Annotated in this window: 16 protein-coding genes; 5 read left to right on the top strand and 11 right to left on the bottom strand. The window is 39.5% G+C overall.

Going from position 1 to position 25,685, the window contains the following annotated elements; genetic code table 11:
- Nucleotides 1–70 precede the first annotated feature (70 nt).
- Entirely contained in the window at nt 71–8,905 is an 8,835-nt protein-coding gene (locus L1D46_RS12285; RefSeq protein WP_239977602.1) for an Ig-like domain-containing protein, read from the top strand.
- A 52-nt stretch (nt 8,906–8,957) separates the two neighbouring features.
- On the opposite strand, the gene L1D46_RS12280 is transcribed toward L1D46_RS12285, so the two are convergent.
- From L1D46_RS12280 to L1D46_RS12270, 3 genes are all read right to left on the bottom strand, one after another.
- A complete protein-coding gene (locus L1D46_RS12280) occupies nt 8,958–10,553 on the bottom strand; it encodes an AbgT family transporter (RefSeq protein ID WP_130052698.1) in 1,596 nt (531 codons plus the stop codon).
- A 78-nt stretch (nt 10,554–10,631) separates the two neighbouring features.
- Entirely contained in the window at nt 10,632–10,931 is a 300-nt protein-coding gene (locus L1D46_RS12275; RefSeq protein ID WP_130052697.1) for a hypothetical protein, read from the bottom strand.
- 7 nt (nt 10,932–10,938) lie between these two features.
- On the bottom strand, nt 10,939–11,199 hold the full coding sequence (locus tag L1D46_RS12270; protein WP_130052696.1) for a DUF3081 domain-containing protein: 261 nt from the start codon (nt 11,197–11,199) through the stop codon (nt 10,939–10,941).
- 189 nt (nt 11,200–11,388) lie between these two features.
- Between L1D46_RS12270 and L1D46_RS12265 the strand changes: the two genes are divergently transcribed.
- Together L1D46_RS12265 and L1D46_RS12260 are read left to right on the top strand one after the other, a co-directional pair.
- Nucleotides 11,389–12,255, top strand: a complete 867-nt coding sequence (locus L1D46_RS12265; protein WP_130052695.1) for a redoxin family protein — start codon at nt 11,389–11,391, stop codon at nt 12,253–12,255.
- Between the two features lie 79 nt (nt 12,256–12,334).
- Nucleotides 12,335–13,615, top strand: a complete 1,281-nt coding sequence (locus L1D46_RS12260) for a flavohemoglobin expression-modulating QEGLA motif protein (RefSeq protein ID WP_130052694.1) — start codon at nt 12,335–12,337, stop codon at nt 13,613–13,615.
- Between the two features lie 91 nt (nt 13,616–13,706).
- On the opposite strand, the gene L1D46_RS12255 is transcribed toward L1D46_RS12260, so the two are convergent.
- The 6 genes from L1D46_RS12255 to L1D46_RS12230 form a co-directional block, all read right to left on the bottom strand.
- A complete protein-coding gene (locus L1D46_RS12255) occupies nt 13,707–14,924 on the bottom strand; it encodes a type III PLP-dependent enzyme (protein ID WP_130052693.1) in 1,218 nt (405 codons plus the stop codon).
- Between the two features lie 247 nt (nt 14,925–15,171).
- On the bottom strand, nt 15,172–16,062 hold the full coding sequence (locus tag L1D46_RS12250; protein ID WP_130052692.1) for a hypothetical protein: 891 nt from the start codon (nt 16,060–16,062) through the stop codon (nt 15,172–15,174).
- 28 nt (nt 16,063–16,090) lie between these two features.
- The gene (locus tag L1D46_RS12245) at nt 16,091–16,894 is read right to left on the bottom strand and encodes a DUF1338 domain-containing protein (RefSeq protein ID WP_130052691.1); all 804 of its coding nucleotides are present in this window, start codon (nt 16,892–16,894) and stop codon (nt 16,091–16,093) included.
- Nucleotides 16,895–16,934: 40 nt separating this feature from the next.
- Nucleotides 16,935–18,407, bottom strand: coding sequence for a succinylglutamate-semialdehyde dehydrogenase (astD, locus tag L1D46_RS12240; RefSeq protein ID WP_130052690.1), 1,473 nt, complete (start codon nt 18,405–18,407; stop codon nt 16,935–16,937).
- 18 nt (nt 18,408–18,425) lie between these two features.
- Nucleotides 18,426–19,460, bottom strand: coding sequence for an arginine N-succinyltransferase (gene astA / locus L1D46_RS12235; protein ID WP_130052689.1), 1,035 nt, complete (start codon nt 19,458–19,460; stop codon nt 18,426–18,428).
- A 46-nt stretch (nt 19,461–19,506) separates the two neighbouring features.
- Nucleotides 19,507–20,712 carry an aspartate aminotransferase family protein gene (locus L1D46_RS12230; protein ID WP_130052688.1) on the bottom strand — a complete coding sequence of 402 codons (1,206 nt, stop codon included), beginning with the start codon at nt 20,710–20,712 and terminating at the stop codon, nt 19,507–19,509.
- Between the two features lie 204 nt (nt 20,713–20,916).
- Here L1D46_RS12230 and L1D46_RS12225 point away from each other — a divergent pair, with 204 nt between their 5' ends.
- Both L1D46_RS12225 and L1D46_RS12220 read left to right on the top strand, forming a co-directional pair.
- The gene (locus L1D46_RS12225; protein WP_130052687.1) at nt 20,917–21,345 is read left to right on the top strand and encodes an Lrp/AsnC family transcriptional regulator; all 429 of its coding nucleotides are present in this window, start codon (nt 20,917–20,919) and stop codon (nt 21,343–21,345) included.
- A 67-nt stretch (nt 21,346–21,412) separates the two neighbouring features.
- Nucleotides 21,413–22,561: a cellulose-binding family II protein gene (locus tag L1D46_RS12220; RefSeq protein ID WP_130052686.1), complete on the top strand. Its 1,149-nt coding sequence runs from the start codon at nt 21,413–21,415 to the stop codon at nt 22,559–22,561.
- Nucleotides 22,562–22,571: 10 nt separating this feature from the next.
- Here L1D46_RS12220 and L1D46_RS12215 read toward each other — a convergent pair whose 3' ends face one another.
- Nucleotides 22,572–23,495 carry a hypothetical protein gene (locus L1D46_RS12215; protein ID WP_130053026.1) on the bottom strand — a complete coding sequence of 308 codons (924 nt, stop codon included), beginning with the start codon at nt 23,493–23,495 and terminating at the stop codon, nt 22,572–22,574.
- Nucleotides 23,496–23,537: 42 nt separating this feature from the next.
- Nucleotides 23,538–25,460 carry an EAL domain-containing protein gene (locus L1D46_RS12210; protein WP_130052685.1) on the bottom strand — a complete coding sequence of 641 codons (1,923 nt, stop codon included), beginning with the start codon at nt 25,458–25,460 and terminating at the stop codon, nt 23,538–23,540.
- Nucleotides 25,461–25,685: the final 225 nt, after the last annotated feature.

The following is a 25,685-nucleotide window of genomic DNA, read 5'->3' as shown; positions in this document are numbered from 1 at the left end:
AGATAATAATGAAGTCCCTTATATTATTTTAAAAAATACTTTCAACAATAGAGCCGATGTTTATAAATATGTGGATAGTGCTTGGGAATCAATTGATGGGGGGGAAACGCTTACTGATGCGTATGGCGAAACAGATATTGTCTTTGACCAAAATAATAATTTATATATTGCTTATATATCTGGCACTGGTTCGTCGCAGACAATTGTTGTAAAAAAACTTGTAAATGGTAATTGGACTGAGCTTGGCTCAGGCCAAATTAGCGGCACAAAAATAGAGCACATTGATTTAAAGGTTGATGATAATGATATTTTATATCTTGCCTATGATAACTCAACCGTATACGTGAAAAAGTGGGCTAATAATAGTTGGGTTAATGTAGGTACGCAGGCAAGTAATGGAAATGCTAAAAGCCCTGAAATTGCCTTTAATTCGAAAAATGAAATGTATGTCGTTTATAATAAAACAGTAAGTCCTGCCTCTGTTGAGGTAAGAAAGTTTAATGGCACATCATGGATAACTTTAAGCTCATCTGCTTTAGGGACTCAACCAGCGATAGATCCTCAAATAGCGTTTGACAGCCAAGACACACTCTATATTTCATTTATAAACTCTACGACATATTTGGGTCCTGTAAAGGTTTATAAATTTGTAGAGGATAACTGGGTTTCGGTTGGCGATACATCAAACCTTTCTGCAATGAGAAAATTAAATCTATTAATTGACTCAAACGACAACGTGTTAATTGCATTTAATGAACAGAGCACATATGGCCGAGGAAAACTATATGCTTTTGAAGGAGAGGTATGGAATTTAAAAGGGCCAATTGCCCCACCGGAAAAATCATATTATTTCGGCCTCGCAATGAGAGCTGTACTTAATTCAAGCGACATTATCTACGCTATTGACTTAAAGTCAGAGGTTGGTGGACCTTTTGTAATCACTAAGGAAAATGCTTCTTTTAGCAATCATTCTAAGAGCATTATGGAGGGAGCATCAAGCTTTAGGTTATTTGAAAATGTAATCGTTGAGGATGCTGAAAACGATAACGTTACCCTCACAATTACGATTTCAGATACGCAATTCGGGTCATTGTCAGGTACTGCAAGTGGTAACGCAGAACTTAATTATGATTCTAGCACAGGCGTTCTAACACTTTCAGGAACAGTCTCAGATATTAATGCTTCGCTTGAAAGTATTGAGTTAATACAGGCTGCAAATGGTGCAGGTCAATTCACACTCACGTTTTCATTAACGGATGGCACAGATACAAACTCTGCAATTGTGGGGACCTATTCAGTTGTTGTACCCAATAAAGCCCCTTCTATCGATATTAATACGGGCCTTTCATTAGATGAAGGTGCAACGAAAGTAATTAATACTCAGAGCTTATCGGCTTCAGATCCTGATGATAGCGGCACAGGGTTAACATACACGATTAAATCAGTACCTACTTATGGCAGTTTATTTGTCGATGCCAATGATAATAGCAGTTTAGATGCGGGTGAAAAGCTTTCGTTGAATGGTACTTTTACACAGCAAACACTGGATGATTCAAAACTTTATTATAAACACAATGGCACTGAAACAAACTCTGATAACTTTAAGTTCGATCTTGCAGATGGTGGGGAGGATGATGTTGCACCGATTATAGATCAATCTTTCATTATATCTATTACACCGCAAAATGATGCACCTAAAATATCTAAAGCCGCAAAATGGGAATATGTTGGTGATGCAAATTTTGCAAAAGAACGGATAAGTGATACCGCCATAGCTGTTGATAGAAACAGTGTAGTATATTCAGCTTTTACTTATTATCTCGAACCAGCAGGGTATGGAATTGCAGTAAAGAAATATGATAGCAGGACTTGGCAAAACATAAGTAACACTAATCTCGCTGAGGGCTCGGTTAATAGTAATCTTAGTTTAGCTATTAATCGTTCTGATGAGCTTTTTATTGCTTATGAAGATTCAGGGTTTGAGAATAAGGTTGTTGTAAAGACTCTTAAAAATGGCTCTTGGACAGTACTTGGGGGAGAGGCCGTAAGCGCAGGGGTCGCAAATCACGCTTCTATTGCTTTTGACAGTGCTGATAATTTATACCTCACTTACCAAGATTATTTAAATAATAACACTGCAACAGTGAAAAAATGGGATGGCACAGAATGGACCACTGTGGGTGAAGCCGCAATTGCATCTGGGGTTACATCGCAAATGAAGCTCTCTTTTGATAGTAAGGACACGCCCTATTTGGCATATAAAGTAGATATTAATCAAAATAATATCAATGTAGTTAAATTCGAGAATAATAGTTGGACTCAGGTCGGCTCTGCAAATTTTGAGACGAATGTAATGAGATTAGATTTCACTATTATTAATGATGTTCCATACGTTGCTTTTTCAAAAAAATCATCTCAACTCATATCTGTCAATAGGTTTAATGGTCAAACTTGGGAGTTGGCTGGTAACAGTGATCTTTTGGGCGGCAGTGGTTTCGGGCCAAAAATAGCAGCAAATAGTGACAATATTCCTTTTGTTGCTGTGAATGATTATGTCAACGGTGGAGATGTATCTGTAATGCAGTTGACGGGAAATACGTGGAACCATGTTGGTAAAGCCGGAATAACAACTAAGAGAACTACTTTTCCTTCTTTCGCAATTGATGACAACGATACACTACTAGTTTCATTTGGAGATACAGATAACGACAGTAATGCTTCTATGATGAAGTATGAGCAGTCAATTTTTGACAGCTTCTCTATGACTACCAAGGAAGATAGCAATAAAAACTTACTCTTTGGAGGGCATATAATAACTGATAAAGAAAACGATAATGTTACTCTTACCATCACTCTTGCAAACAATACATCAGGCAAACTTGCGGGTACTGCAAGTGGTAGTGCCAACTTAGACTACGATATTGAAACAGCTACACTCACATTGAGTGGCTCACTAGTCGATGTTAACGCAAGTTTAGCAAGCCTTTCGTATACGCCAGCTGCTGATTATTCTGGCTCATTGGGTATTTCGTTTAAACTATCTGATGGCAGTAACACTGTCACACCTGTAAATGGCACTATAACTGTTACTGCTGTTAATGATGCACCAACGATTACTTCACAAGCCTTAGTACTTGCAACTGAAGATACAGCTTATGCATATCAACTTGCTGTCACCGATGCTGACAAAGACGAAACATATAAATTTAGCGCTTCAATATTACCTAGCTGGTTATCGATAAATACATCTACAGGTTTACTTGTTGGAACACCAAGCAATAATGATGTTGGTGAGCATAATGTCTCAATTAAAGTAACTGATTCGGCCGGTGCTTCTGATATTCAAATATTTACCATTACAGTAGCTAATGTAAATGATAAGCCGGTAATTACGTCAACCCCTGATACTGTCGCAGTTGAAGAGCAGTTATACAATTATACTGTTTCAGCTACAGATATTGATGCAGGAGATACGCTTTCGTACACAGTGCTTGGCCTTCCAAGTTGGTTATCTTTTAATGAAGCTACTCGCAGTTTTAAAGGCACACCTACTAATGATGATGTAGGGTCGTATAAGATCACTGTTGTTGTCATGGATATGAGTGAAGAGGAGGCACGACAATCATTTACTCTAACTGTTTCAAACGTAAATGACGCTCCAGTGTTTTCATCAACACCTATTACAACTGCGATTGAGGACAGCATCTATAACTATACTGTAAGTGCAACTGATGTTGATAAAGGCGATATGCTAATTTATTCAGCCAAGACGCTTCCTAGTTGGTTAAGCATAGATGCTGCGACAGGTTTAGTTACTGGTACGCCAGGTAATGATGATGTAGGCATGCATACGGTTAGTTTAATCGTCACGGATAGTGCAAAAGAAACAGATTCTCAGATGTTTTCTATCACCGTTGAGAATGTAAATGATGCGCCTGAATTTTCATCAACACCAATTACAACTGCAACCGAAGATGAGTTATACAGCTATATCGTTTCGGCAACGGATGTGGATGCTGATGATAGTCTTTCTTATACAGCCCTTGGTATGCCTAGCTGGTTAACCTTTGATACTAAAACGCATACCCTAAGTGGCACACCCACTAATGATGATGTAGGTACGTATAATATTACGCTTGTTGTAACAGATGCGAGTAAAGAGGAGATTAAGCAGGAATTTACACTGAGAGTTGTGAATGTAAACGATGTACCCGATGTGCATGATGATAAAGTAAGTGTTGATGAGGACAACAGTGTTGCTATTAATATTTTAGAGAACGATTCAGATGTTGATAGTGGCTTAAACCCTGCCAGTGTCAGAGTGGTAACAGCGCCAACACTAGGAAAAACAAGCTTAAATACTGCGAATGGGGTTATTACTTATACACCGAATGAAAATGTTAATGGCTCTGATACTTTTACTTATACTGTCGATGACTTAGATAATGGACGCTCAGCTATTGCAACAGTGTCAATTACCATCAATTCGGTTAATGATGCACCATTTGCTAAGATTGATACGGCCATAACTGAAGAAGACATGGCAATTGAAATTGATGTCGCACTAAACGATTCAGATATTGATGAAGGTGATTCACTCGATTTATCTAGCTTAGAAGTTGTCACAGCGCCAGAAAATGGTAAAGCGAGTGTACAAAACAAGCGCATTCTCTATACCCCAAACACAAACTTTAATGGCAGTGACACATTTACATACCGTGTTGCAGATGGATCTGGAGCTATGTCTAATCAGGCGAGCGTAATGGTAAAAGTAGGTGAAGTTAATGATGCCCCAATCGCAACAAACGATGCAGCTGAGCTTGATGAAGACACCTCGATTGAATTGTCAATTTTAGACAATGACCTTGATGTAGATAGCGATTTAACAATTGATAATGTGACAATTACCCAAGCCCCAGCAAACGGCAAAGTTAGCGTTAATAGTACCTCAGGTACTATTGGCTATATGCCAAATGCTAATTTCTTTGGTAGCGATAGCTTCAGTTATAGTGTTAAAGATGACCAATCATTAATGTCAAATATCGCCGTTGTGAAATTAACGGTCAATAGTGTGAATGATGCACCCGTCGCTAACGATGATGTTGCTCAATTGCTCGAAGATACAGCCCATAGCATTAATGTACTGGGCAACGACTTAGATATTGATGGTTCGCTTGATAAGTCAAGCCTTGAAGTTGTTACCGAGCCAGAACATGGTAGTACAAAAATTGTAGACGGCATGATCAGCTATACGCCTAATGCTAATAGTAATGGTGAAGATAGCTTTAGTTATCGTGTTAAAGATGATTTGGGTGTTTGGTCAAATAATGCAAATGTCGCCATCACAGTAACAGCTGTAAATGATGCGCCGCTGGCAAATAATGATGTAATACAAATTGATGAAGATGAGAGCGTTATCATCGATGTAACAGGCAATGATTCTGATGTTGATGGTAGCATAGATGAGGACTCAGTTAAGATTGTTACTGAACCGGCATTTGGTAATGTAATAAATAATGTAGATGGTACAGTTACTTATACTCCAGTAAGCAATTATGTTGGTTTTGATACCTTTACTTATTCAGTGCTTGATAATGAAGGTGCAGAGTCGAATACGGCATCAGTGACTATTACCGTACTTGCTGTCAATGATGCACCATTGATTGAGTCGGCGCCAATCACTTCAGCAACACAGGATGAAGCGTACCGCTATGTACTTGTTGTTAATGATGTAGACAGTGCTGATAGCTATAAATTGAGTGCTACAGAGCTGCCAAGCTGGCTTAATTTTAATCCTGCGACAGGCGAGTTAAGTGGTACACCAAGTAATGATGATGTGGGCAATCATGCTGTTACTTTATTAGTAACTGATGCAGAAGGGTTAACTGATACACAAACCTTTGTTATCACAGTGGCCGATTTTAATGACCAAGCAACAGGTGGTATCAGTATCAGTGGCGAGGCAAAAGAGGGTGAAACCTTACGCGTTGAGTCAACTATTGACGATCCAGATGGTGTGGGAGAATTTACCTATCAATGGATGCGCAATGGGGTGTTAATTACAGGTGCAACACTGTCAGAATACATGCTAACCGATGCAGATATCGGCACGACAATCACGGTTGTTGTTACTTACATTGATGGCCACGGTAATACTGAGACCTTTACATCAGGTGCGACAAGCCCAGTTATTATTGCTAATGTTGCGCCTGTAGCGATTGGTGAACAACTAAGTACTAATGAAGACGAGAGCATCACCTTTACACTTGGGTATTTTGATGAAAATGGCGATGCACTGACATTCAATTTAGTCGCACCGGTTAGTAATGGTACGTTAACAATGGATGTTAATCGTTTTATGTATCAACCAAATGCAGATTTTAGTGGCTCAGATAGCTTTAGCTATACCGTATCAGATGGTGTTTTAAGCTCTGAAATAGCAACAGTGACGATTGTGGTGAATCCAGTCAATGATGCACCTGTTACTACACCAGATAACTTCACCGTCAATGCAGACTTAAATGAGTATGTAGTGCTTGATGTGTTAGCGAATGACATTGATGTTGATGGTGATGCACTAACATTAGTTAAAGCGCTTGCAAGTGTTGGCAGTATTCGAATTGTTGATAATAAGCTTGAATATTTGGCGCCTGTTGGCTTAAACGCAGAGGTGATCATTACTTATCAAATTAAAGATGCAAGTGGTGAAGTGGTAGATGTAACACTGGTTGTAAACGTTGTTTCAACCTTAACAGATATAACTATCACAGCACCTGAAGATAAAACGATTGCCTCAGAAGGGCTGTTCACTAAGGTGAATATGGGAACAGCAGTTGCAATGGATGCATTGGGTAATCCAGTGCGTGTTACGGCAAGTTCTAAAGGCTTCTTTGCACCTGGAACACATACCGTTGTTTGGAGTGCAGGAGAAGGGAACGAGCAAGTTTCAGCTACGCAATTGATCCATGTAATCCCGCAAGTTAATTTCAGTAAAGATCAAACTGCAACTGAAGGAACATACGTCATAATTAAAGCGATTCTCAATGGTGATGCAGTAACTTACCCTGTTGTTGTGCCATTTACCGTATCAGGTGATGCGATTACAGGAGAAGATCATGACTTATCTGAAGGTGAATTTATCTTTAAACAAGGTCAACGCGAAGCTCAATTGATAGTTAACCTTATTGAAGATGAACAGTTAGAAAGCACAGAAACTTTAACTGTTCATTTTAAAGAACCTAAAAATGCTGTTGTGGGTACGTTAGGTTCACACACACTAACAATTGCAGAGGGAAATGTTGCGCCAAGCGTAGAGTTATTTGCAGCTCAGCAAGGTATGAGTACGCGTCTAATTGATAAACAAGCAGGTGAAGTAACTATCAGTGCATTTGTTACAGATGCAAACCTAGCCGATACCCATGTATTTGATTGGCAAGTGTCTGATGAAGCAATCATCGATGCAGATGCCATCGATGATCAATTTAGCTTTGACCCAAGTTTACTTGCTGAAGGTGTTTATGAGTTTATGGTAACCGTTGATGATGGTGACAAAACTGATACAGTGAAAATTTCACTGACAGTGCTTGATTCATTACCTGAGTTATCAGCCATTGATTCAGACTTTGATGGTATCAATGATGATGAAGAAGGGTATGGCGACAGTGATAACGACGGTATTCCAGATTATCTAGATGCAAGCTCGCTTGCTAGCAATGTTGTTCAAGAAAAGCTGATCGAAAGTGAATTTTTCTTGATGGAGACAGAGCCTGGACTTCATTTGAGCTTAGGTAACGTTGCTTTTAAAGCATCAGGTAGCAACACCGGTATTACTGAAGGCGATGCAGTTAAATACGGACATAACGGATTAGGTGCAAAAGCTGATAATGGGTTTGACTACATAAATGGCGTGTTTGATTTCAATGTAAATGAAATTCCGGTTGCGGGTCAGTCTGTCAGTGTAGTGATAGCACAGTTTAGGCCAATACCAAGCAATGCTGTCTATCGTAAATTGATGCCAACAGGTTGGACAGAGTTTGTAGTCGATAGTCGTAATCGTATTGCATCAGCGCCTGGTGCTGAAGGGTTCTGCCCACCACCACAAGATGTGCTTTACACAGAAGGACTTACCGAAGGTCACTGGTGTGTTCAGCTGACTATTGAAGATGGTGGTCCAAATGATGCCGATGGCCAAGTTAATCGTGCAATTGAAGATCCAAGTGGTATCGCAACTTTAGATACGCATAATACTCAGCCAGTAGCTACGGATGATGTTATTACGGTAAAACGTAATATCAGCACCTACCTTGATGTGTTAGTCAATGATACAGATGCAGATGGTGATTTATTAACGCTTACGTCGGCAACCGTTGATATTGGTGAAGTCAGTATTATTAGTAATGAACTGCATTTTAGTCCACAAGCCGAACATGTAGGTACAGCAACAATAAACTATGGCGTATCTGATGGTAATGGCGGCTCAGCATTTGCAGCTGTGACCGTTGAGGTCGTTGAAAACAAAGCACCGCAAGTGAGTGCCATTATTAATGTAACAACTGATGATCAAAGCCCAATTAACATCGACATACTGGCTAATGTTACTGATGATGATAATAATGATTTCACTATTATTTCTGCATCAGCTGATAATGGGACAGTAGTAATCAATGATGATGGTACTATTACGTATACTCCAAATGTGGGTTTTGAGGGCACTGATACAGTGACCTTCATTATCTCTGATGGTGATGGCGGAATAACTCAAGGGAAGTTTAATGTCGTTGTTAAAGCCTATAAACGAGTGAGTGTTGAGCATAAAACAAGTGGGGGGGCGCTACCTCTGAGCTTAATCTCATTATTGTTACTGCTAGTGCTTATTAGATGCTATCAGTATCGGGCTCGCCGTTAGAAAGCAAAAGCCAAGCATTAGCTTGGCTTTTTTACACCTCTTTGAGAAGAGATTAAGGCTGATAATAAATCGGTGATTCAGGGCCAACTGGGAAGCCCAGAACAAATACCCATAAGTAGAATAACGCGACCCAACCAACAAAGAAGATCATGCTGTAAGGCAGCATGGTCGCAACCAGTGTGCCAATACCCATGTCTTTCTTATATTTAGTTGCTACAGCCAGTATCAAGCCAAAGTAGCTCATCATTGGTGTGATGAGGTTAGTAACCGAGTCACCAATTCGATATGCAGCTTGAATGGTTTCTGGCGCGTAGCCTATTAGCATTAACATTGGTACGAAGATAGGTGCAGTTACCGCCCACTGTGCTGATGAAGAACCCAAGCTTAAGTTAACCAATGCACACATTAAAATGAATAGCACGAATACTTCAGGACCAGTTAGGTTCAGTGTTTGTAAAAGAGCGGCGCCGTTAATAGCTAAAATTGTGCCTAGGTTAGTCCATTTAAAAAAAGCAACAAATTGCGCGGCAAAGAAAACCAGCACAATGTACATACCCATTGAGCTCATACTTTTGCTCATGGCATCAATGACATCTTTATCGTTCTTCATAGTGCCAACAACGCGACCGTAAACAAAGCCCGGAATACCGAAAGTCACAAAGATAAATACCACAATGCCTTTTAAAAATGGCGAGTGTGCAACAAGGCCTGTTTCTGGGTTACGTAAAATGCCGTCTTCAGGAACAATTGTCCAAGCAAGTAATAATGACACCACTAACAGTGAAACACCCGCCCACTTAAGGCCTGACTTTTCTTTATCGGTTAGGCCAGCAATGTCATTCTTTGGCAAATCATTGCTTGCTTCTTCAGGGTTGTACTTGCCAAGGCGTGGTTCAACGATTTTTTCTGTAACGAAAGTGCCTAAAATGGCAATTAAAAATACAGAGATCATCATGAAATACCAGTTTGCTTCTGCGCCAACTTGGTAATTTGGATCAATCATTTGTGCTGCAGGTGTTGTGATACCTGCAAGTAGCGGGTCAATGGTGCCTAGCAATAGGTTGGCACTGTAACCACCTGAAACACCAGCAAATGCGGCAGCAAGACCGGCAAGTGGGTGACGACCAAGGCTGTGGAATATCATCGCTGCTAATGGAATAAGTACCACGTAGCCAAGCTCTGACGCCGTATTTGATAAAATCGCAGCAAACACCACCATAAAAGTAACGAGCCTTTTAGATGCGCCCATCACCATGCCACGCATAGCAGCTGAGAGTAAACCTGAGTGCTCTGCGACACTTACGCCTAATAAAGCAACCAGTACCGTGCCAAGTGGTGCGAAACTGGTGAAGTTGGTAACAAGGCCGGTAACGATACGCTGGAGGCCTTCTGCACTAAGTAGGCTGACAACTTCAATAACACCATCAGGGTCGCGACCCGCAGCGCCTTCCGGACGTGGGTCGATAGCACTTAATCCAAACCAATCGGCGATGCCGCTAAAAACAATAATAGCAACGCAGAACATTGCAAATAATGTGATAGGGTGGGGTAGCATGTTACCCAAAAATTCAACGGTGGCTAAAAATCGGTTAAACAACCCATTATTGCCACCCTCATGGGTATTGTGAGAGTTTATAGTTTTTGACATGTCCAGTTCTCGTTATTTCAAAATGGCGCTAACCTAGCATTTTTTACCGGACAGATCATGTTTTAGCGGTGGGCAAAGCTAATAGGTACGTTCCAATACGCCCTTGTATAGCAAGGGATAGCGGCGCAAACGTTTACCAATGTAATCATCGGCTAGAATTTGCGCACAGATTTGGTCTACATCGTTACTTGCTTCAAACACCCAGTCAAATCGCTCAATAGCAAGCAGAAAACCACGTTTGAGGAACTGTTGTTCTCGATAGTAGCTAAGATTATCGCGGATGATATCTAACTTATCAGGGTTATTTTTAAGTTCATTAATAACTTGGTTGATAAACGCTTGCTGTTGCTTTGACTCAGTTTTTACCCGTCGTTTCATTATCTATTTATGGTTCCTGCTCTGCGATATATAGCACTTTCTTTAAAAAGTCTTCTTTGTTTTTTTCATGTTGGTAGTCAAGGTGGTAGGTATTGTGAAAACCAAAGCGAAGTAACACACCACTGCCTTTAAGATATACGGTATAACCATCGATATCGGAAAAAGCACAAATACCTTCGTATAGCTTCCCATCTTCATGATCTTCACCGTGTTGAATGATTTTCTCATATACAGAAAGAATTAATTTACCGTCTAGCTCATTTTTCATGATGACTCCTTTTTTGTGCAATACGTTTCATATCTATAAAAAGTTTAGTGCTATTTTTAATGTTTTGAGTGTTTCTAACCTCTACTTTGCGATAAATCATTAAATCTGCATTTAGCCAGCAGATGTCGAAAATTTACAATATTTTGGCTTACATTACGCTTACGCTTGGTTTTATTTAAGGAACGTACTATGAAATATAAGTTTTTCCTCATGATATTGCTGACAGGCTTGATGCTTGTAAGCCAAAGAATATCAGCGAATACAGACACGCTTATTTTAGAAAATGAAGCAGGGCAAATCGTCAAATTTGAAAGTTTCTTAGGCAAAAAACCAGTTTATTTAAAGTTTTGGGCAACTTGGTGTAAGCCATGTATGGAGCAGATGCCGCATTTTCAGCATGCTTACGAACAATATGGCGATAAAATTCAATTTGTGGCGATAAATATCGACCTCAATGATGATGCACACTCTGTTGCTAAGGTTAAAGAACGTTTTTCACTTAGCATGCCATTATTTACTGATCTCACAGCTCAGGTTGCTAAACACTATGAATTTATGGGTACCCCTTTTCATGTGCTAATTGATAGCGATGAAAAAGTGATTTTTCAAGGTCACGAAGCTGATAAAGCGCTTGATAACACGTTACGTTTGTTATCACACAATGGCAAAGTTGAAAAAGCGCGGCTACTTGGTGAAAAGCAAAGTGAAGCAACGCCTTTGGTTATTCCGAATAAAGGCAAAAAAGTAGTGCTTTTCACCGCAACGTGGTGTGATTGGTACTTGGCCGACACTCGCCCTGCTATGGCAAAGCAGTGCGTATTAGCACAGCAACATGTTAATAAGTTGGCGGAGCAAGGGATTGATGTCGAGGTTAAAGTAAGTCAGTTGTGGACCGATCAAACTGCAGTGCGAGAATATGTTGATAAATTCTCTGCAACCATGCCCGTTTCAATCGATTATGGTAATGATTTATTTATCAAAAATGACATTAATTCGGTACCAAATCTGCTTATATACAGCGATGGAAAATTAGTTTCTAAGCAGGCTAAATTTTAGCTAAAAACTGATTAATTTTGCTTTGTAATTATGTAAATTTAGCCTATGCTCTAGGCTCATTTTTTAGTGAGCCTAGAGCATGATTGATAAGGCATTATTAGCAAAAACACGCGAATTATCAGACCGATTAATTGCATTGCAAACACCCATTCGTATCCTTGATGCAATCAATTGGGATAAACAAATCAAAGAAGAGTTTTTTAAGCACAAATGCCAGAAAAACCCTACGATTGATCAAGCCTATTACCAACAGCGTGACCTTGGTTTTGTACCAAGCGAATTGCGCCGAGGTTTTTCTGATTTAAATCGCGATATCATCAGCCAATTAGGGCAGTTAAATCCAATCGCCCAATACATGAGCAAGATGTGTACTGAATATAAAACCGTACTCAGTATGATTGAGTATCGTGGTACCCCGGAGTTTCATGATCTATCTGTTGAGTTGTTTGGTCATCCTAAAGATTTATTTCATGCTGGAGAGCCTTCACTTTCTGAGCTTGCAACCATGCTTGAGCAGCCGCTAAAGAGTATGCTTGATGCCGATATATTGCCTGATGATCCAAAAAATATAGATGCCGAAGATGCAGTTAAAATTCTCGCATCACAAGTGTCTCAAACGATGCCAGGTATCGATGTTGAGGTCATTCTTAGTGACGGTATTGTCAGTGATGCTGCAGCTGGTGCAAATAATATAAAACTTAATCAAGATGTTAAGTTTTCCCAGCGTGAGCTTGATATTCTAGAAGTGCATGAAGGCTGGATCCATGTAGGTACGACCCAAAATGGCTTATCACAGCCTTATTTAACCTGTTTGAGTAAAGGCACACCTAGCTCTACGGTCACCCAAGAAGGGCTTGCTGTGTTGACCGAAATTATTACCTTAAAATCGACGCCTCGACGTTTAGCAAAATTAGTTAATCGTATTCAAGGTATTACGAAAGTCATTGATGGTGCTGAGTTTGTTGATATCTATCGCGACTATATAGCTCAAGGTTTAAGTAAAGACGACAGCTATACACTCACTCAACGCGTGTTTAGAGGAAGTACAGCAACGGGATTACCTTTTACCAAAGATATCGCCTATATCAAAGGTTTCGTTTTAGTGTATAACCTTATTCGTGTGGCAATACAATTAGGTCGCATTGATCAATTGCACTTATTATTGGTCGGTAAAATCTCAATTGATGATTTTAGATTGATATCACAGTTACATGATTTAGGTGTCATTGAAGATCCTAAATTTATTCCACCACACTTTAAAGACTTACGAGGCTTAGCAACTTGGTTGAGCTTTGGTCGTTTTATTGGCAACTTGTCGTTTGAACAGTTAGAAAACGATTACAAACCACTCTTTCTTTAAACAAATACACAAAAAAAATGCAGCTGGAATGAGCAGCTGCATTTTCAGTTTTAAAGCATGTTGCCTTACATGCTTTTAGTCGAGGAAACGATTAACCAGTAAGTGCGTCAACCTGTACTACATCATTGAGAATGATAACGTTTGCACGCTTGAAGAAGTTAAAATCTGTCGCGGTTGCTAATGTGTAAGCACCCATCATACGACTGATAATTAAATCACCATTGTCTAATTTTGGTAGCATGATTGACTCACTCACTACGTCGATACTGTCGCAAGTAGGGCCTGCTAATACTGATTCTACGCGCTCGTTTGATTGTTTTAACGACTCTATTGGGTATGATGCTTCATCAAATAATAAACCACTGAATGAGCCATAAATACCATCATCTAAGTAGTACCACGGCTTACCTTCACGAACTGCTTGGCCCATTACCGATGCAACACTAGTTACAGCACTTGCAACAATAAAACGACCCGGTTCTGCAATCACGCGAACTGTCTCTGGTAACAGTGCTAACGCATCATTAATTGGCGCACAAAATTCATCAATTGGCAGCACGTCTTTGCTGTATGGCACTGGGAAACCACCACCAATATCAAGCGTACTAAGCGCTGGTAATCCTAAGTCAGCTACTTCATTCATTACTTGGTTGCATGCAGCTATTGCTGTTACGTATTTAGCTGGGCTCGCTGTTTGTGAACCAACATGGAACGACAAACCTTTTATGCGAATACCTAATTGTTGCGCGTAAGTAATGATTTCGATGGCCATTGCTGGGCTGCAACCAAACTTTTTCGATAAGTCAGCGAATGACTCTGCATTACGAAAGCTTAAGCGCACAAGTAATTCAACTTGATCTTTGTAAGCAATGAACTTTTCTAATTCATTGATGTTATCAACCACAAATACGTTACAACCGTATTCAAGTGCATCACGAATATCACGATCACGCTTTATAGGGTGTGTGTGAATAGTGCGATCACTTGGCACGCCTTGACTTGCTACTAAGTCAACTTCACCGCTCGTTGCTAAATCAAAGCTTGCACCTTCTTCTAAAAGAGTGCGAACAACCGCCGCCAGAGGAAGTGGCTTTAGTGCAAAGTGTAAAACAACACCTGGTAAAGCACGGCTTAATGCACGGTATTGATGACGAACAGATTCACAATCAAGCACCATTAGAGGTGCGCCATGTTGTGTAACTAATTGTTCAAGAAGTTGGATTGATGGTTGTGCAATTGACTCATTAGCAGCAACCGCAGCTGCAGGTACTTTGGTTGTTAAATCTTGTGTTAGTGTAGAAATAGCCATTTTACTCTCCGGCAATTAAGCAACAGCTCGGGAAAATGGGAGTCCGAGTCAGTTGAGTGTCATTAAACGCACTTATTGTTATGTGCAATCAAATTCACTCTTGGATAGTTGCTCTATCGCCTTGCTACAAACAGTGTTTGTAATGTACTCGGATTGGCTATCATCAAGAAGCGGCGAGATAATATATCTGCTTTTTTTATTGTGCAAGCTTTTTTTTTAGGAAATTCATGAAGCGAAAATAAATCAATTAACTGTTGTTTTTGAAGGATATTTTGTATCTTCTTTTATAAACATTAAGCATTGCTTCGAGATCAGCTGACAGGTTATTGGCTTTATGAATGGCGTACAGATATTCCGCCATAGGTGGCGTCATCATGTATGTATTCATTAATCTAATAGCATGTATGCCCTCAGCCGTTTTACTACATGTGAAATAGCCATTAGTAAACTCAGGATACTCACTAATTGGACGAGAACTTACCAGCTTTAATTGATCTTCGTTTAAGTGAGCATATAGAGACTCAGGATATGCGACGATAAAGTCAATACGTTGATTTAAAAGTAGCTTACTTAATTGCAGAAATGGATTTTCACCATAGATATTAGCAATTTTTGAGCGATATTTTTCAAAAGATGAATCTAATTGTTGATAGCTCGAGGAACCAATAATTCCGAAAATATACTTCTCTTTTAAAAGAGAGGTAACAGAAACAGGGGAAGGAAGATTGTCTATATTTGATTTTAACCCGAAAAGCTGTCTTTGCATGTGCATAAAAGTGGGTACTTTTGAAAACAGCATGTGCTCAGCTCGTTCAGCTGACTTTATTGCATTGAAAGTACAGCTAGGCTCTTTGCTTGAAAGACGCTTAATTAATCGAGCATGATTCGTAAATTGTACACTTAGATGAAATTCATCGCCTAAAGCAGGTTTGATAACTTTAAGAAAATGCTCGTTGATGTTTCTTTTATCAAACTCATTAGCAAAATAGGAGTGGGATAGGATGGTTAGTTTGCGCTTCTCACTTGCTTTAGTATCAGTACTAAAAAATGTTATGGCAAAAAATGAAACAAGAATAAATGCCCAAGCCATTTGTTGAAGGAATTGATTTGTCTGACTGTTAAACCTTGGTGTCTTCATATGGCTCGGGTATTAATTAAAAACTTAATTATCGAGCATTGGTGCTCTCAAATATTTTATCAGCTGATGCAGCAACAAAGCCGGTGTATAGCTCGCCATCTGGTTTTGCATAACGCAGAGCGAATTCATAGAAACAGCTAGGTACAGCTACAACGCCATCACTAAATTCAACTTCACTGTCATCAGCAAGTGTTGAAGATTGCTCAAGTAAAACTTCTGGTGAACCTTTAATTTCACCACCAGATGTATTTAATGCAAAACCTGCATCTTTAAGTGCCTGGTTTACGCTTTCGATGTCATCAAATTTAGCAAGCTCATTGATGCTTACTGTAAAGTGATTAGCACGGTAGCCCCACGCCGACATCCACGCTGCATACTCACTCTCTTCTAATAGCTTTTTGTAAGTTTCTGAACTTACTTGCCAATGCGTACCTGAATAGAGGAAATTATCCGCTGTTACATCGCTTTCGTCAATCTGTGAAACCATATCATTTACGATAGCTTGTAATTCTTCTGAACATTGCTCAACAAGTAGTTCAGAGATAAATACTTTAGGTTGTTTTGGATCAGAATGTTCAAAGTGCTTAGCGTACAATTTCTTTGCCTCAAAATGGTACTCGCCGCATTCTTTATAACCAACTGCTAAAAAGTGCGCAGCTAGCTTTTCTAAACCGATTTTTTCATGATTAAAAGTGCGTAGAGCGATGTGATCGTTAATCACGTCATCTTTTTGAGTAGAGCCTAATAGCTCATGTACTTTTACTGCCGAAGGCGTAACTGATAAATAGTTTTCCCATAGGTTTTCAAATAGGGCGTTTACATCTGTGTGCATGTTTAATTCCTTCAATTAAGGCGGCGAAGCCGCCAATCAATTATTCAATAATTAAGCCCGGCGCAAGGGTCTGTGGTAAGTTAACTTTTTCGGCTTCAACAGAAGCAACAGGGTACGCACAGTAATCAGCAGCATAATAAGCGCTCGCTCTGTGGTTACCACTGGCACCAATACCACCAAACGGTGCAGCGCTTGATGCGCCTGTAATTGGTCGGTTCCAGTTAACGATACCGGCACGAATACGTTTTAAGAAATGTTGGTAGTCATTACTATCATCACTTAATAAACCAGCAGATAAACCAAATGAGGTGTTATTCGCTTCATTAATCGCGCTATCGAAATCTGTGTAGCGGTAAACCTTGATCAAAGGACCAAAGTGCTCTTCATCAGGCATATCTTCAACAGCTGTTACATCAATAATACCAGGGCTTACAAAACCTGTACCCGGTTCTAAATGCTTAAGCTCAACAAGAGAAGTCGCTCCCATATCAAGTAACTGTTGCTGAGCTGCAACCATACCTAATGCGGCTTTTTCGCTGATCATTGCACCCATAAATGGTTGATCTTCGCTGAAGCTGTCGGCTACTTTAATTTGTTTTGTTGCAGCAATTAATTTTTCTAAAATTGCATCGCCATTTGCTGAGTTCTCAATGAATAAACGACGAGAACAGGTACAACGTTGGCCAGAAGTAATGAAACCAGACTGAATAATATCGTGAACAGCCGCGCTTACATCAGCGACATCTTTTACGACTAGTGGGTTATTACCACCCATTTCCAGCGCTAAGATTTTACCTGGGTGACCTGCAAATTGCTTATGTAATAGATGGCCTGTATTAGAGCTACCAGTAAAGAATAAACCATCGATATCTTGATGAGATGCAAGCGCAATACCTGTGTCTACTTCACCTTGTACTAGGTTAATCACACCAGCAGGCAAACCTGCTTTTAGCCAAAGCTTTAAAGTGAACTCAGCAACATGAGGCGTTAGTTCTGATGGCTTAAATACAACTGTATTACCTGCTAAAATAGCAGGCACAATATGACCATTCGGTAAATGACCAGGGAAGTTGTATGGGCCAAATACTGCAACAACACCATGAGGCTTATGGCGTATAAATGCTTTAGCGCCCGGCATTGGGTTTTCTGTAGTGCCCGTACGTTCGTTATAGGCCCTGATTGAAATGGCAATTTTACCCGTCATTGCACCTACTTCGGTACGTGTTTCCCATAATGGCTTGCCTGTTTCACGGGCAATGATGGTTGCGAACTCTTCACTGTGCTCTTTTAGTTCAGCAGCAAAATTTTCAAGAATTACAATGCGCTGTTCAAGGGTCATATCAGCCCAGTCAAGCTGAGCATTACGGGCAGCTTTGATAGCATCGGCTACCTGTTCAGCCGTGGCTGTTTTACCTTGCCAAACAACCTCGCCATTACTTGGGTTGATTGAACTAAAATCATGACCAAGGCCTGCTTGCCATTGGTTATCGATAAGTTGAGTTGTTACACTCATTTTAAACTCCTTAAGTGGTTACAAACGGAAGAACCGTGCTGCATCCCCTTGTTTCAATTTAAGTGCATCTGCCACTTCTTGGCTGACGATTAACGTATGCTTAGCGTGGTTATAATGAGCATGTTTGGTGAATGTTGCTCTAAAGTCATTCACGCCTTGGTTGCAGATAGCTAATGTATCTGAGCTTTTCTCATTGATATGGGCAAGCTCACCAATGGTGATAGGGCAAACTTGTGACTCACGAACACTGCGAATATTGCCAAGTTTTGCTTCAACAGTTGGCCCTGCATCGAATAGGTCTACATAACCTCGGTGCTCAAACCCTTCTTTTTCTAGAAGTTTAAGCGCTGGCTTTGTTTTTTCATGGACCTTCCCAATCACAGCTTGTGCTTTTTTGCTCAGTAAGTTGGCATAGATAGGGTACTTAGGCATTAATTCGCTGATAAATACTTTATCGCCTAAACCAACTAAATGGTCTGCCTGTGGGAACTCAATGCTAAAAAAGTGCTCTTGTAACCATTGCCAGAACGGTGAGTGACCGTCTTCATCACTAACACCACGCATTTCTGCGATGATTGTGTCAGCAAAACGTTCACTGTGCTGCGCCATAAATAAGAAGCGCGAACGTGATAAAAAGCGACCCGTTAAACCTTTGCGGTTTTGCTCACGTAAGAACAAAGTACAAATTTCAGAGCAACCTGTATAGTCGTTACACATACTTAGAATATCAACGGTGTTATATACGTTGAGAGTGCGTGAATGGTGAACAGTTTTACCTAGATGGTAATGATACAAAGGAACTGACATACCCACAGCAGCTTCAATAGCCGTTGTACCTATAACTTCACCCGTTTCACTGTCTTCTAAAACAAATAAGTAGGTTTCGTCTTGTGGTTTATTAATGTCTTTTGCAAAACTGCGTTCAGCGCGTTCGATTTTTTCTTGTAGTAAATTGTCGTCAACCGGTAAAGAGGTAAAACCATGACCAGATTCAACAGCAATTTGTTTTAACGCAGCAAAATCATTTGCTGTTATAGGACGTAATACTTGCATTAAGTGCACTCCAATGGCGCATGCTTAAAGCATGCGCCAACTAGGATTAACCGTTTACAACGTCTGCAACCGCTTTTTCAAAGCGAGCTAAACCTTCTTTGATATCCTCTAATGGAATCACTAAAGACGGTGTAAAGCGAACAACATTTGTACCAGCAACAAGACTCATTAAACCATGTTTTGTGCTTGCTACTAGGAAGTCACGTGCACGGCCTTCAAATTTGCTGTTAAGAACCCCACCTAATAATAGACCTTTACCACGTACTTCACTAAACACGTCGTATTTTTCGTTGATTGCAGCAAAACCGTCACGTAAAAGTTGTTCACGCTCTTTAACACCTGCTAGTACTTCTGCTGTATTTACAGTATCAAAAGCAGCTTCTGCTACTGCACAAGCAAGTGGGTTACCACCGTAAGTAGAACCATGGGTACCCACTTTTAAATGCTCTGCAATGCTAGCCGTTGTGATCATTGCACCAATTGGGAAACCACCACCTAATGCTTTCGCAGTCGTAAGAATATCTGGCGTTACATCTAAACCTTGATATGCATATAAATCGCCTGTGCGGCCGACACCAGTTTGTACTTCATCAAAAATAAGTAATGCATTGTGCTTATCACATAACGCACGAACGCCTTTAACGAACTCGTTAGTTGGCGAAATAATACCGCCTTCACCTTGTAAAGGTTCCATCATAACGGCACAAGTGTTGTCACTGATAAGCGCTTCAAAAGCAGCTAAGTCATTATAGTCACAGTGATCGACTGCAGCTGGCTTAGGCCCGAAACCATCAGAGTAAGCCGCTTGGCCACCGACAGTAACAGTGAAGAATGTACGACCGTGGAAACCTTTGTTGAAGGCGATGATTTGATTCTTTTGCTCACCATGGACATCTAATGCCCAACGACGTGCTAGCTTTAATGCTGCTTCATTGGCTTCGGCACCTGAGTTTGCAAAATATACTTTATCTGCAAATGTTGCGTCTGTTAGCTTTTTAGCTAAACGCAATGCCGGCTCATTCGTCATAACGTTTGATAAGTGCCAAATTTTTTCGCCTTGCTCTTTAAGCGCATTGACAAGAGCCGGGTGACAATGGCCTAAACAATTAACAGCAATACCACCTGCAAAATCGATAAATTCTTTACCGTTTTGATCCCAAACACGTGAGCCTTCACCGCGAACAGGAATAACCTCTGATGGGTTGTAGTTTGGTACCATTACGTCGTTAAAAAGTTCTCTTGTTACTTGCATTTATTGCACCTAAATCTGGCTTAGTATGAAAAAAGTTAAATTGCAAAAAATAGGTCAGTTAAGCCGTTCCTGCCTAATTAAGCACGATGAGATTATTTTTCTTATCTATTTTTCTTATTATCTGGGTTAGAGACTTAAATTTGCAGTGCTATTTTGTGAAAAATGACTAAAATAAAAAGCAAATTAACGAACGGAGTAGCCAAATTGATAACTGCACAAGATGAAAAACTATTAGCTATTTTAAGAACCAATGCTCGTGCGAGTATTTCAGACCTTGCTAGAGCGCTTAACTTATCGCGATCAACAGTGCAAAGTCGAATGTTAAAATTAGAAGAAACAGGTGTAATCAAAGGCTATAGTGTAGACTATGGTGATGCCTATTTGAGCCAAATGGTATCGGCGCATGTTTCGATTAAAGTTAAGCAAAAACTCACTACCAAAACTAACCTTGAGTTAAAGCAGATTGATGCTATTTCACAGCTCTATGCAATTAGTGGTGAATTTGATTTGATTGCCGTTGTGCAAGCGCAAAACCTAGAAAAACTTAGCCACCTTTTAGATGACATTGGTAACTTGGATGGCGTGGAGCGAACCACATCATCGGTAATTTTAGAGACAAAGTTTAAGCGTTAACCCTTTTTCAGGTAAAATTGCTTCTATTGTCTATAATAACTCTATTTAGTTATTTAGGCTTGTATTGATGCTTGCTTCATTATTGCTCTCACTCACTGTGGCTCAGCCTTTTCAGTTAGGCACTAATCTGCCCCTTAATGCACCTCACAATGCAATAACTCATGTTGAATGTATTTTTAAGCAAATCAATGTGCCATTTAAGTTACAGAAGTTACCTTGGTTAAGAGCAAAAAGAGAAGTGCAGTTAAATCGACTTGATGGTTATTTTACTGCGAACCTGTTGTCAAAAATGCAGCAATATGGTGAGCTCTCAGCCCCTATGTTTCTAGAAAACTGGTACTGGTTTACCCATGCTGATTCGGCTTCGATAGCCGAACACGATCTTCGTTATGGAGTCGTAAGAGGCAGCCATCAGGCTGATTGGTATCAATTAACTAATCGGAAAATAGAAGTCGAAGTCAACACTACCCAAGAGCTTATCAAAGTATTCAAAAAGCAGCGGGTAGACAGAATACTGCTTGATTTAGAAGAGTTTGAATTCAACGCTGTGCAGTTACAAATAAAGCCAGATGAATATAAGCAAACATTCTACCGTTATGTGCCTTTGGGCTTATTTGCTGCAAATAAAACGCTTGAGGAGTTTCCTGAATTTTTAAATGCTTTTAACAGCCACATAAGTAGCTGTTCACAAAGCCCCTTTGTATTGTCAAAAATCGAAAAACAATCCTTAGTGAGAGCGCTTTTTGAACAAATAAAAGTATTAGCTAATGCAGAGCTGGTGCAACAAGCCGTAAAAAAAAGTAACAGGCAACTAATTTCGAGTGAAGAGTTAGAGCAGTTTGATAATCTGTGGGAACAGCAGGTTATTGATAATAAACCGATTATGGCCGAAAGCTACCTAAAGCTTGAAGGTTCACAATTCTTACAAGTGTGGCAAAGGCAGATGCAAGGCATCATTACTGAAATAATTGTCACAGATAAACAAGGTAAAAATGTCATTATTAGTGCAGTCACAACCGACTATTGGCAGGGTGATGAAGCTAAGTTTTTAAATATGTATCAGCAAGATGATGACTACTACATTGATACCTTGGAGTTTGATGAGTCGACTAAACATTTTCAAGTACAGTTCAGCGTGCCTATATTCGATGAAAAAAAACATCAGATAGGCGTACTGATTTTAGGCGTTGATGTTGAAAAAGCACTCTCTAAATAATGCTTCTTCTCTATTGATTGGATCTGGGCGCTTTGCGGATGACTTTTTTTTCGACTTCATCGAGTTTTATGACATAAGCATTCCCACCTATGCCTTTAAATTCTTCGTCAGTAAAGACAATGGTGTTGTCATCATAAAAGGTGATAGCTTCTTTTTGAGTTACGATACCTAAATCAATACGTGATACATCGGCTGAGAAAAACTTATCGCCTTGAAAGTTTTCAAATAACCAAATGCTGGTGGAATCAAGAAGAACCAATTTGCTCCGGTCTGGGCTGAGGGCCGCAGATGTGATCCAACATAGCTTTTCCATTGTGGTGCAAGTTTGAAACGAATCAATCAATTCAGCATCAAAATTAGCAGCATGATCACCAACTTTATAAACTTTCGTAATACCATCGAATGGTTCAGTACGATTTTTAGTAAATAGGTATAGGTGTCGGCCAAGCGCTACAAAGGCTTCTAAATCAAAGTTACGTTGATCAGGTTGAATAGGGCTGCCATCCATCTCTGGGTAAGTAAATTTGATTATCTCTGCTTCTGTGGTGTCGCTTTTGATGTCGATAGGATTTTCTATTTTATAAATGGTTAGCCATTTTCTGTCGTTTTTATTATTGCCAAAATCTCCTAAAAAGAAGTGACCAAATTTATTTTGCGTCATATCTTCCCAATCAATATTTTTAGCATTGGTTACCAAAATTTCTTTTGCAATTGAACCATCTTCATTAAGGCGGTAGAGTTTTGGCTGATCGCCACTGTCATTAATCGCCCAAAGCCGGTTAAATTTATCAAATTCAATCCCTGAAATTTCTCTCAGTTTCGGATCTACAGTTAAACGTTTTTTGCTGTACAGGGTGTAAATGGATGAAGCAATCAACAATCCGATGACGGTGACTGACAAGGTTAATACCGTAAGTAAGCTTTTTTTTAACATTAACAAGGGAGTGGCTTTGAATAATGTGTTCATTATAACTTACTAAAGCGGCTGCTGTATATTCCAAACCCCTGTCCCAGTGACAGACACAAAGTTAATGTTATCCTGCAAGACTTTATGGCCAACATTAACTGATGACTCAGGATGACTAACTAAGTAGCCTTGAACACAGTTAATGCCCATCGATTTAACTAACTCAAATTGAGCGAGTTCTTCAACCCCTTCGGCAACGATTTTCAAACCGAGTTTGCGGCCAAGCTCGCTAACCGAATGCATGATTTCATTATACTTAAGGTTATCGTTAGCTTGTGACACAAACAACTTATCGAGCTTGATCACATCTATAGGTAAGTCTGCAAGGGTACTTAAAGAGCTAAACCCTGTACCAAAATCATCAATTGCAATAGTGATCCCTTCCCCTCGAAGCTTTTCTAATGATTCTATAATCTTATTGCTTGCTTTGATTAAAGTTGATTCGGTAATTTCTAGCATTAGCGCTTTTGCTGGTAGCCCAGTTTTAGCAAGCTTTTCCATTACCCACTCATAAATGTCGTAATGCTTTAATTGGACGCCGGATAAATTAACCGAAATAGAAACTTTATTCATACCGGCATTGTACCAAGCTGACATTTGCCGACATGATTCAAGCATGATCCAATCGCCGAGTTCCAATATCAGGTTTGACTCTTCAGCAATAGGGATAAACTCATCTGGTGTAATGAAACCTTCAACTGGGTGCTCCCACCTAACGAGCGCTTCAAAGTAGTCAATAGCACAGTCATCTACGTGGACTATGGGTTGGAAAGATAGATGAAAACTATTACTGGAAATCGCAAGACGCATCTCTTCTAACAAGTAGTGGTAGCGGCGAATTTTTTTGCCCATTTCAGGTGAATACACCTTAAATATTCCGCGGCCGTCAGTTTTAGCCCGGTACATAGCCACATCTGCCATTTGTAATAATGCTTGTGGAGTAGCTGCACTATCGGGATAAACAGCAATGCCAATACTGGCACTAATTTTTATCAGCTTATTACCTAAGACAAAGTCGCGTTCAATTTCATGCAACACATTCTGTGCAACTTCTAATGCCTTTCCTTTATTATCTTTCAAGTTAATGAAGATAGAAAATTCATCACCTCCAAGTCGAGCTAGGTTTTGTTCTAATTGACTAATTGGTGAAATGTTACTTATTTTATGATGGCGTAAAACACTACTTAAACGAGATGCAACTTGAATTAAAACATCATCTCCAAAGCTATGACCAAAAGAGTCATTAACCTGTTTAAATCCATCTAAATCAATAAATAATAATGCGCAGCTAAACTTATTAACTTCCGCAATTCTTAGCTGTTTGGCAAGATGCTCTATATAAGCATGTCGATCAATAAGGTGGGTCAATTTATCTTGATAAATACTGACTTCAGTTTCGCGGGTGTAATTAGTGATATATGTACTTAGAGATTGAAAGTTATTTTGTAACTGTTCAAGTTGAGTACGTTTTGTATGATGAGAATTGATGGCAATATTTAGGCCACTGAGCAATTCTATAAATTGATTGTTAAGAAAATCAAGTCTTTGATTTTCTATTTTATTTTTGAATCTTAAACTTACTAGCCAACTTACAGCTAACGCTAATAACAGCAAGATGATTATGTTAATAGGTGCTAAAAGCGTAGCAAGTACAAGGTCTGAAGCACTCGTTGTAATTACAGAATCCGCTGTGACATTAATTACAATATAAGCGATGTCGTTGTTGTAAATTAAGTTCTGTCCACTTAAAACAAGATTATACCAAGGGGCAGCAACAACATTTACTTGCCCTTGTTCGAAGGTATGTATGTCTATGCCTTTAGGAGCATAAACTAAATCATTGACTTGTTTAGTCAAAAAGATATTAAAGCCGTATATAAAAGCTATTAGAGTTATAATACATATAGATAAAATTCGAAGAGTATTAGCCATAAATTACTACCGTTTTGGTGTTTTTGTTTTACTATAAAACCTCACCAGTTAATGAATTGAGTATATTGTTTGTGATTAAGATAGACAAAGTCTTTCTCATACTTTGGGGTTTGGATGAGTGCTTAATGTGAAAATTCATAGCGTTTAGTGTTATGTGTATACAACTTTAAGGTTGCATTAGGGTGATTTTCCTATAACTTTTATACTATTTTGTTTGTGTTGCTA

It is taken from the genome of Pseudoalteromonas sp. Isolate3 (assembly GCF_022398505.1).
GTDB lineage: Bacteria > Pseudomonadota > Gammaproteobacteria > Enterobacterales > Alteromonadaceae > Pseudoalteromonas > Pseudoalteromonas apostichopi.
The sequence above is the reverse complement of the archived record's forward strand: the minus strand, read 5'-3'. Positions and strand labels throughout refer to the sequence as shown.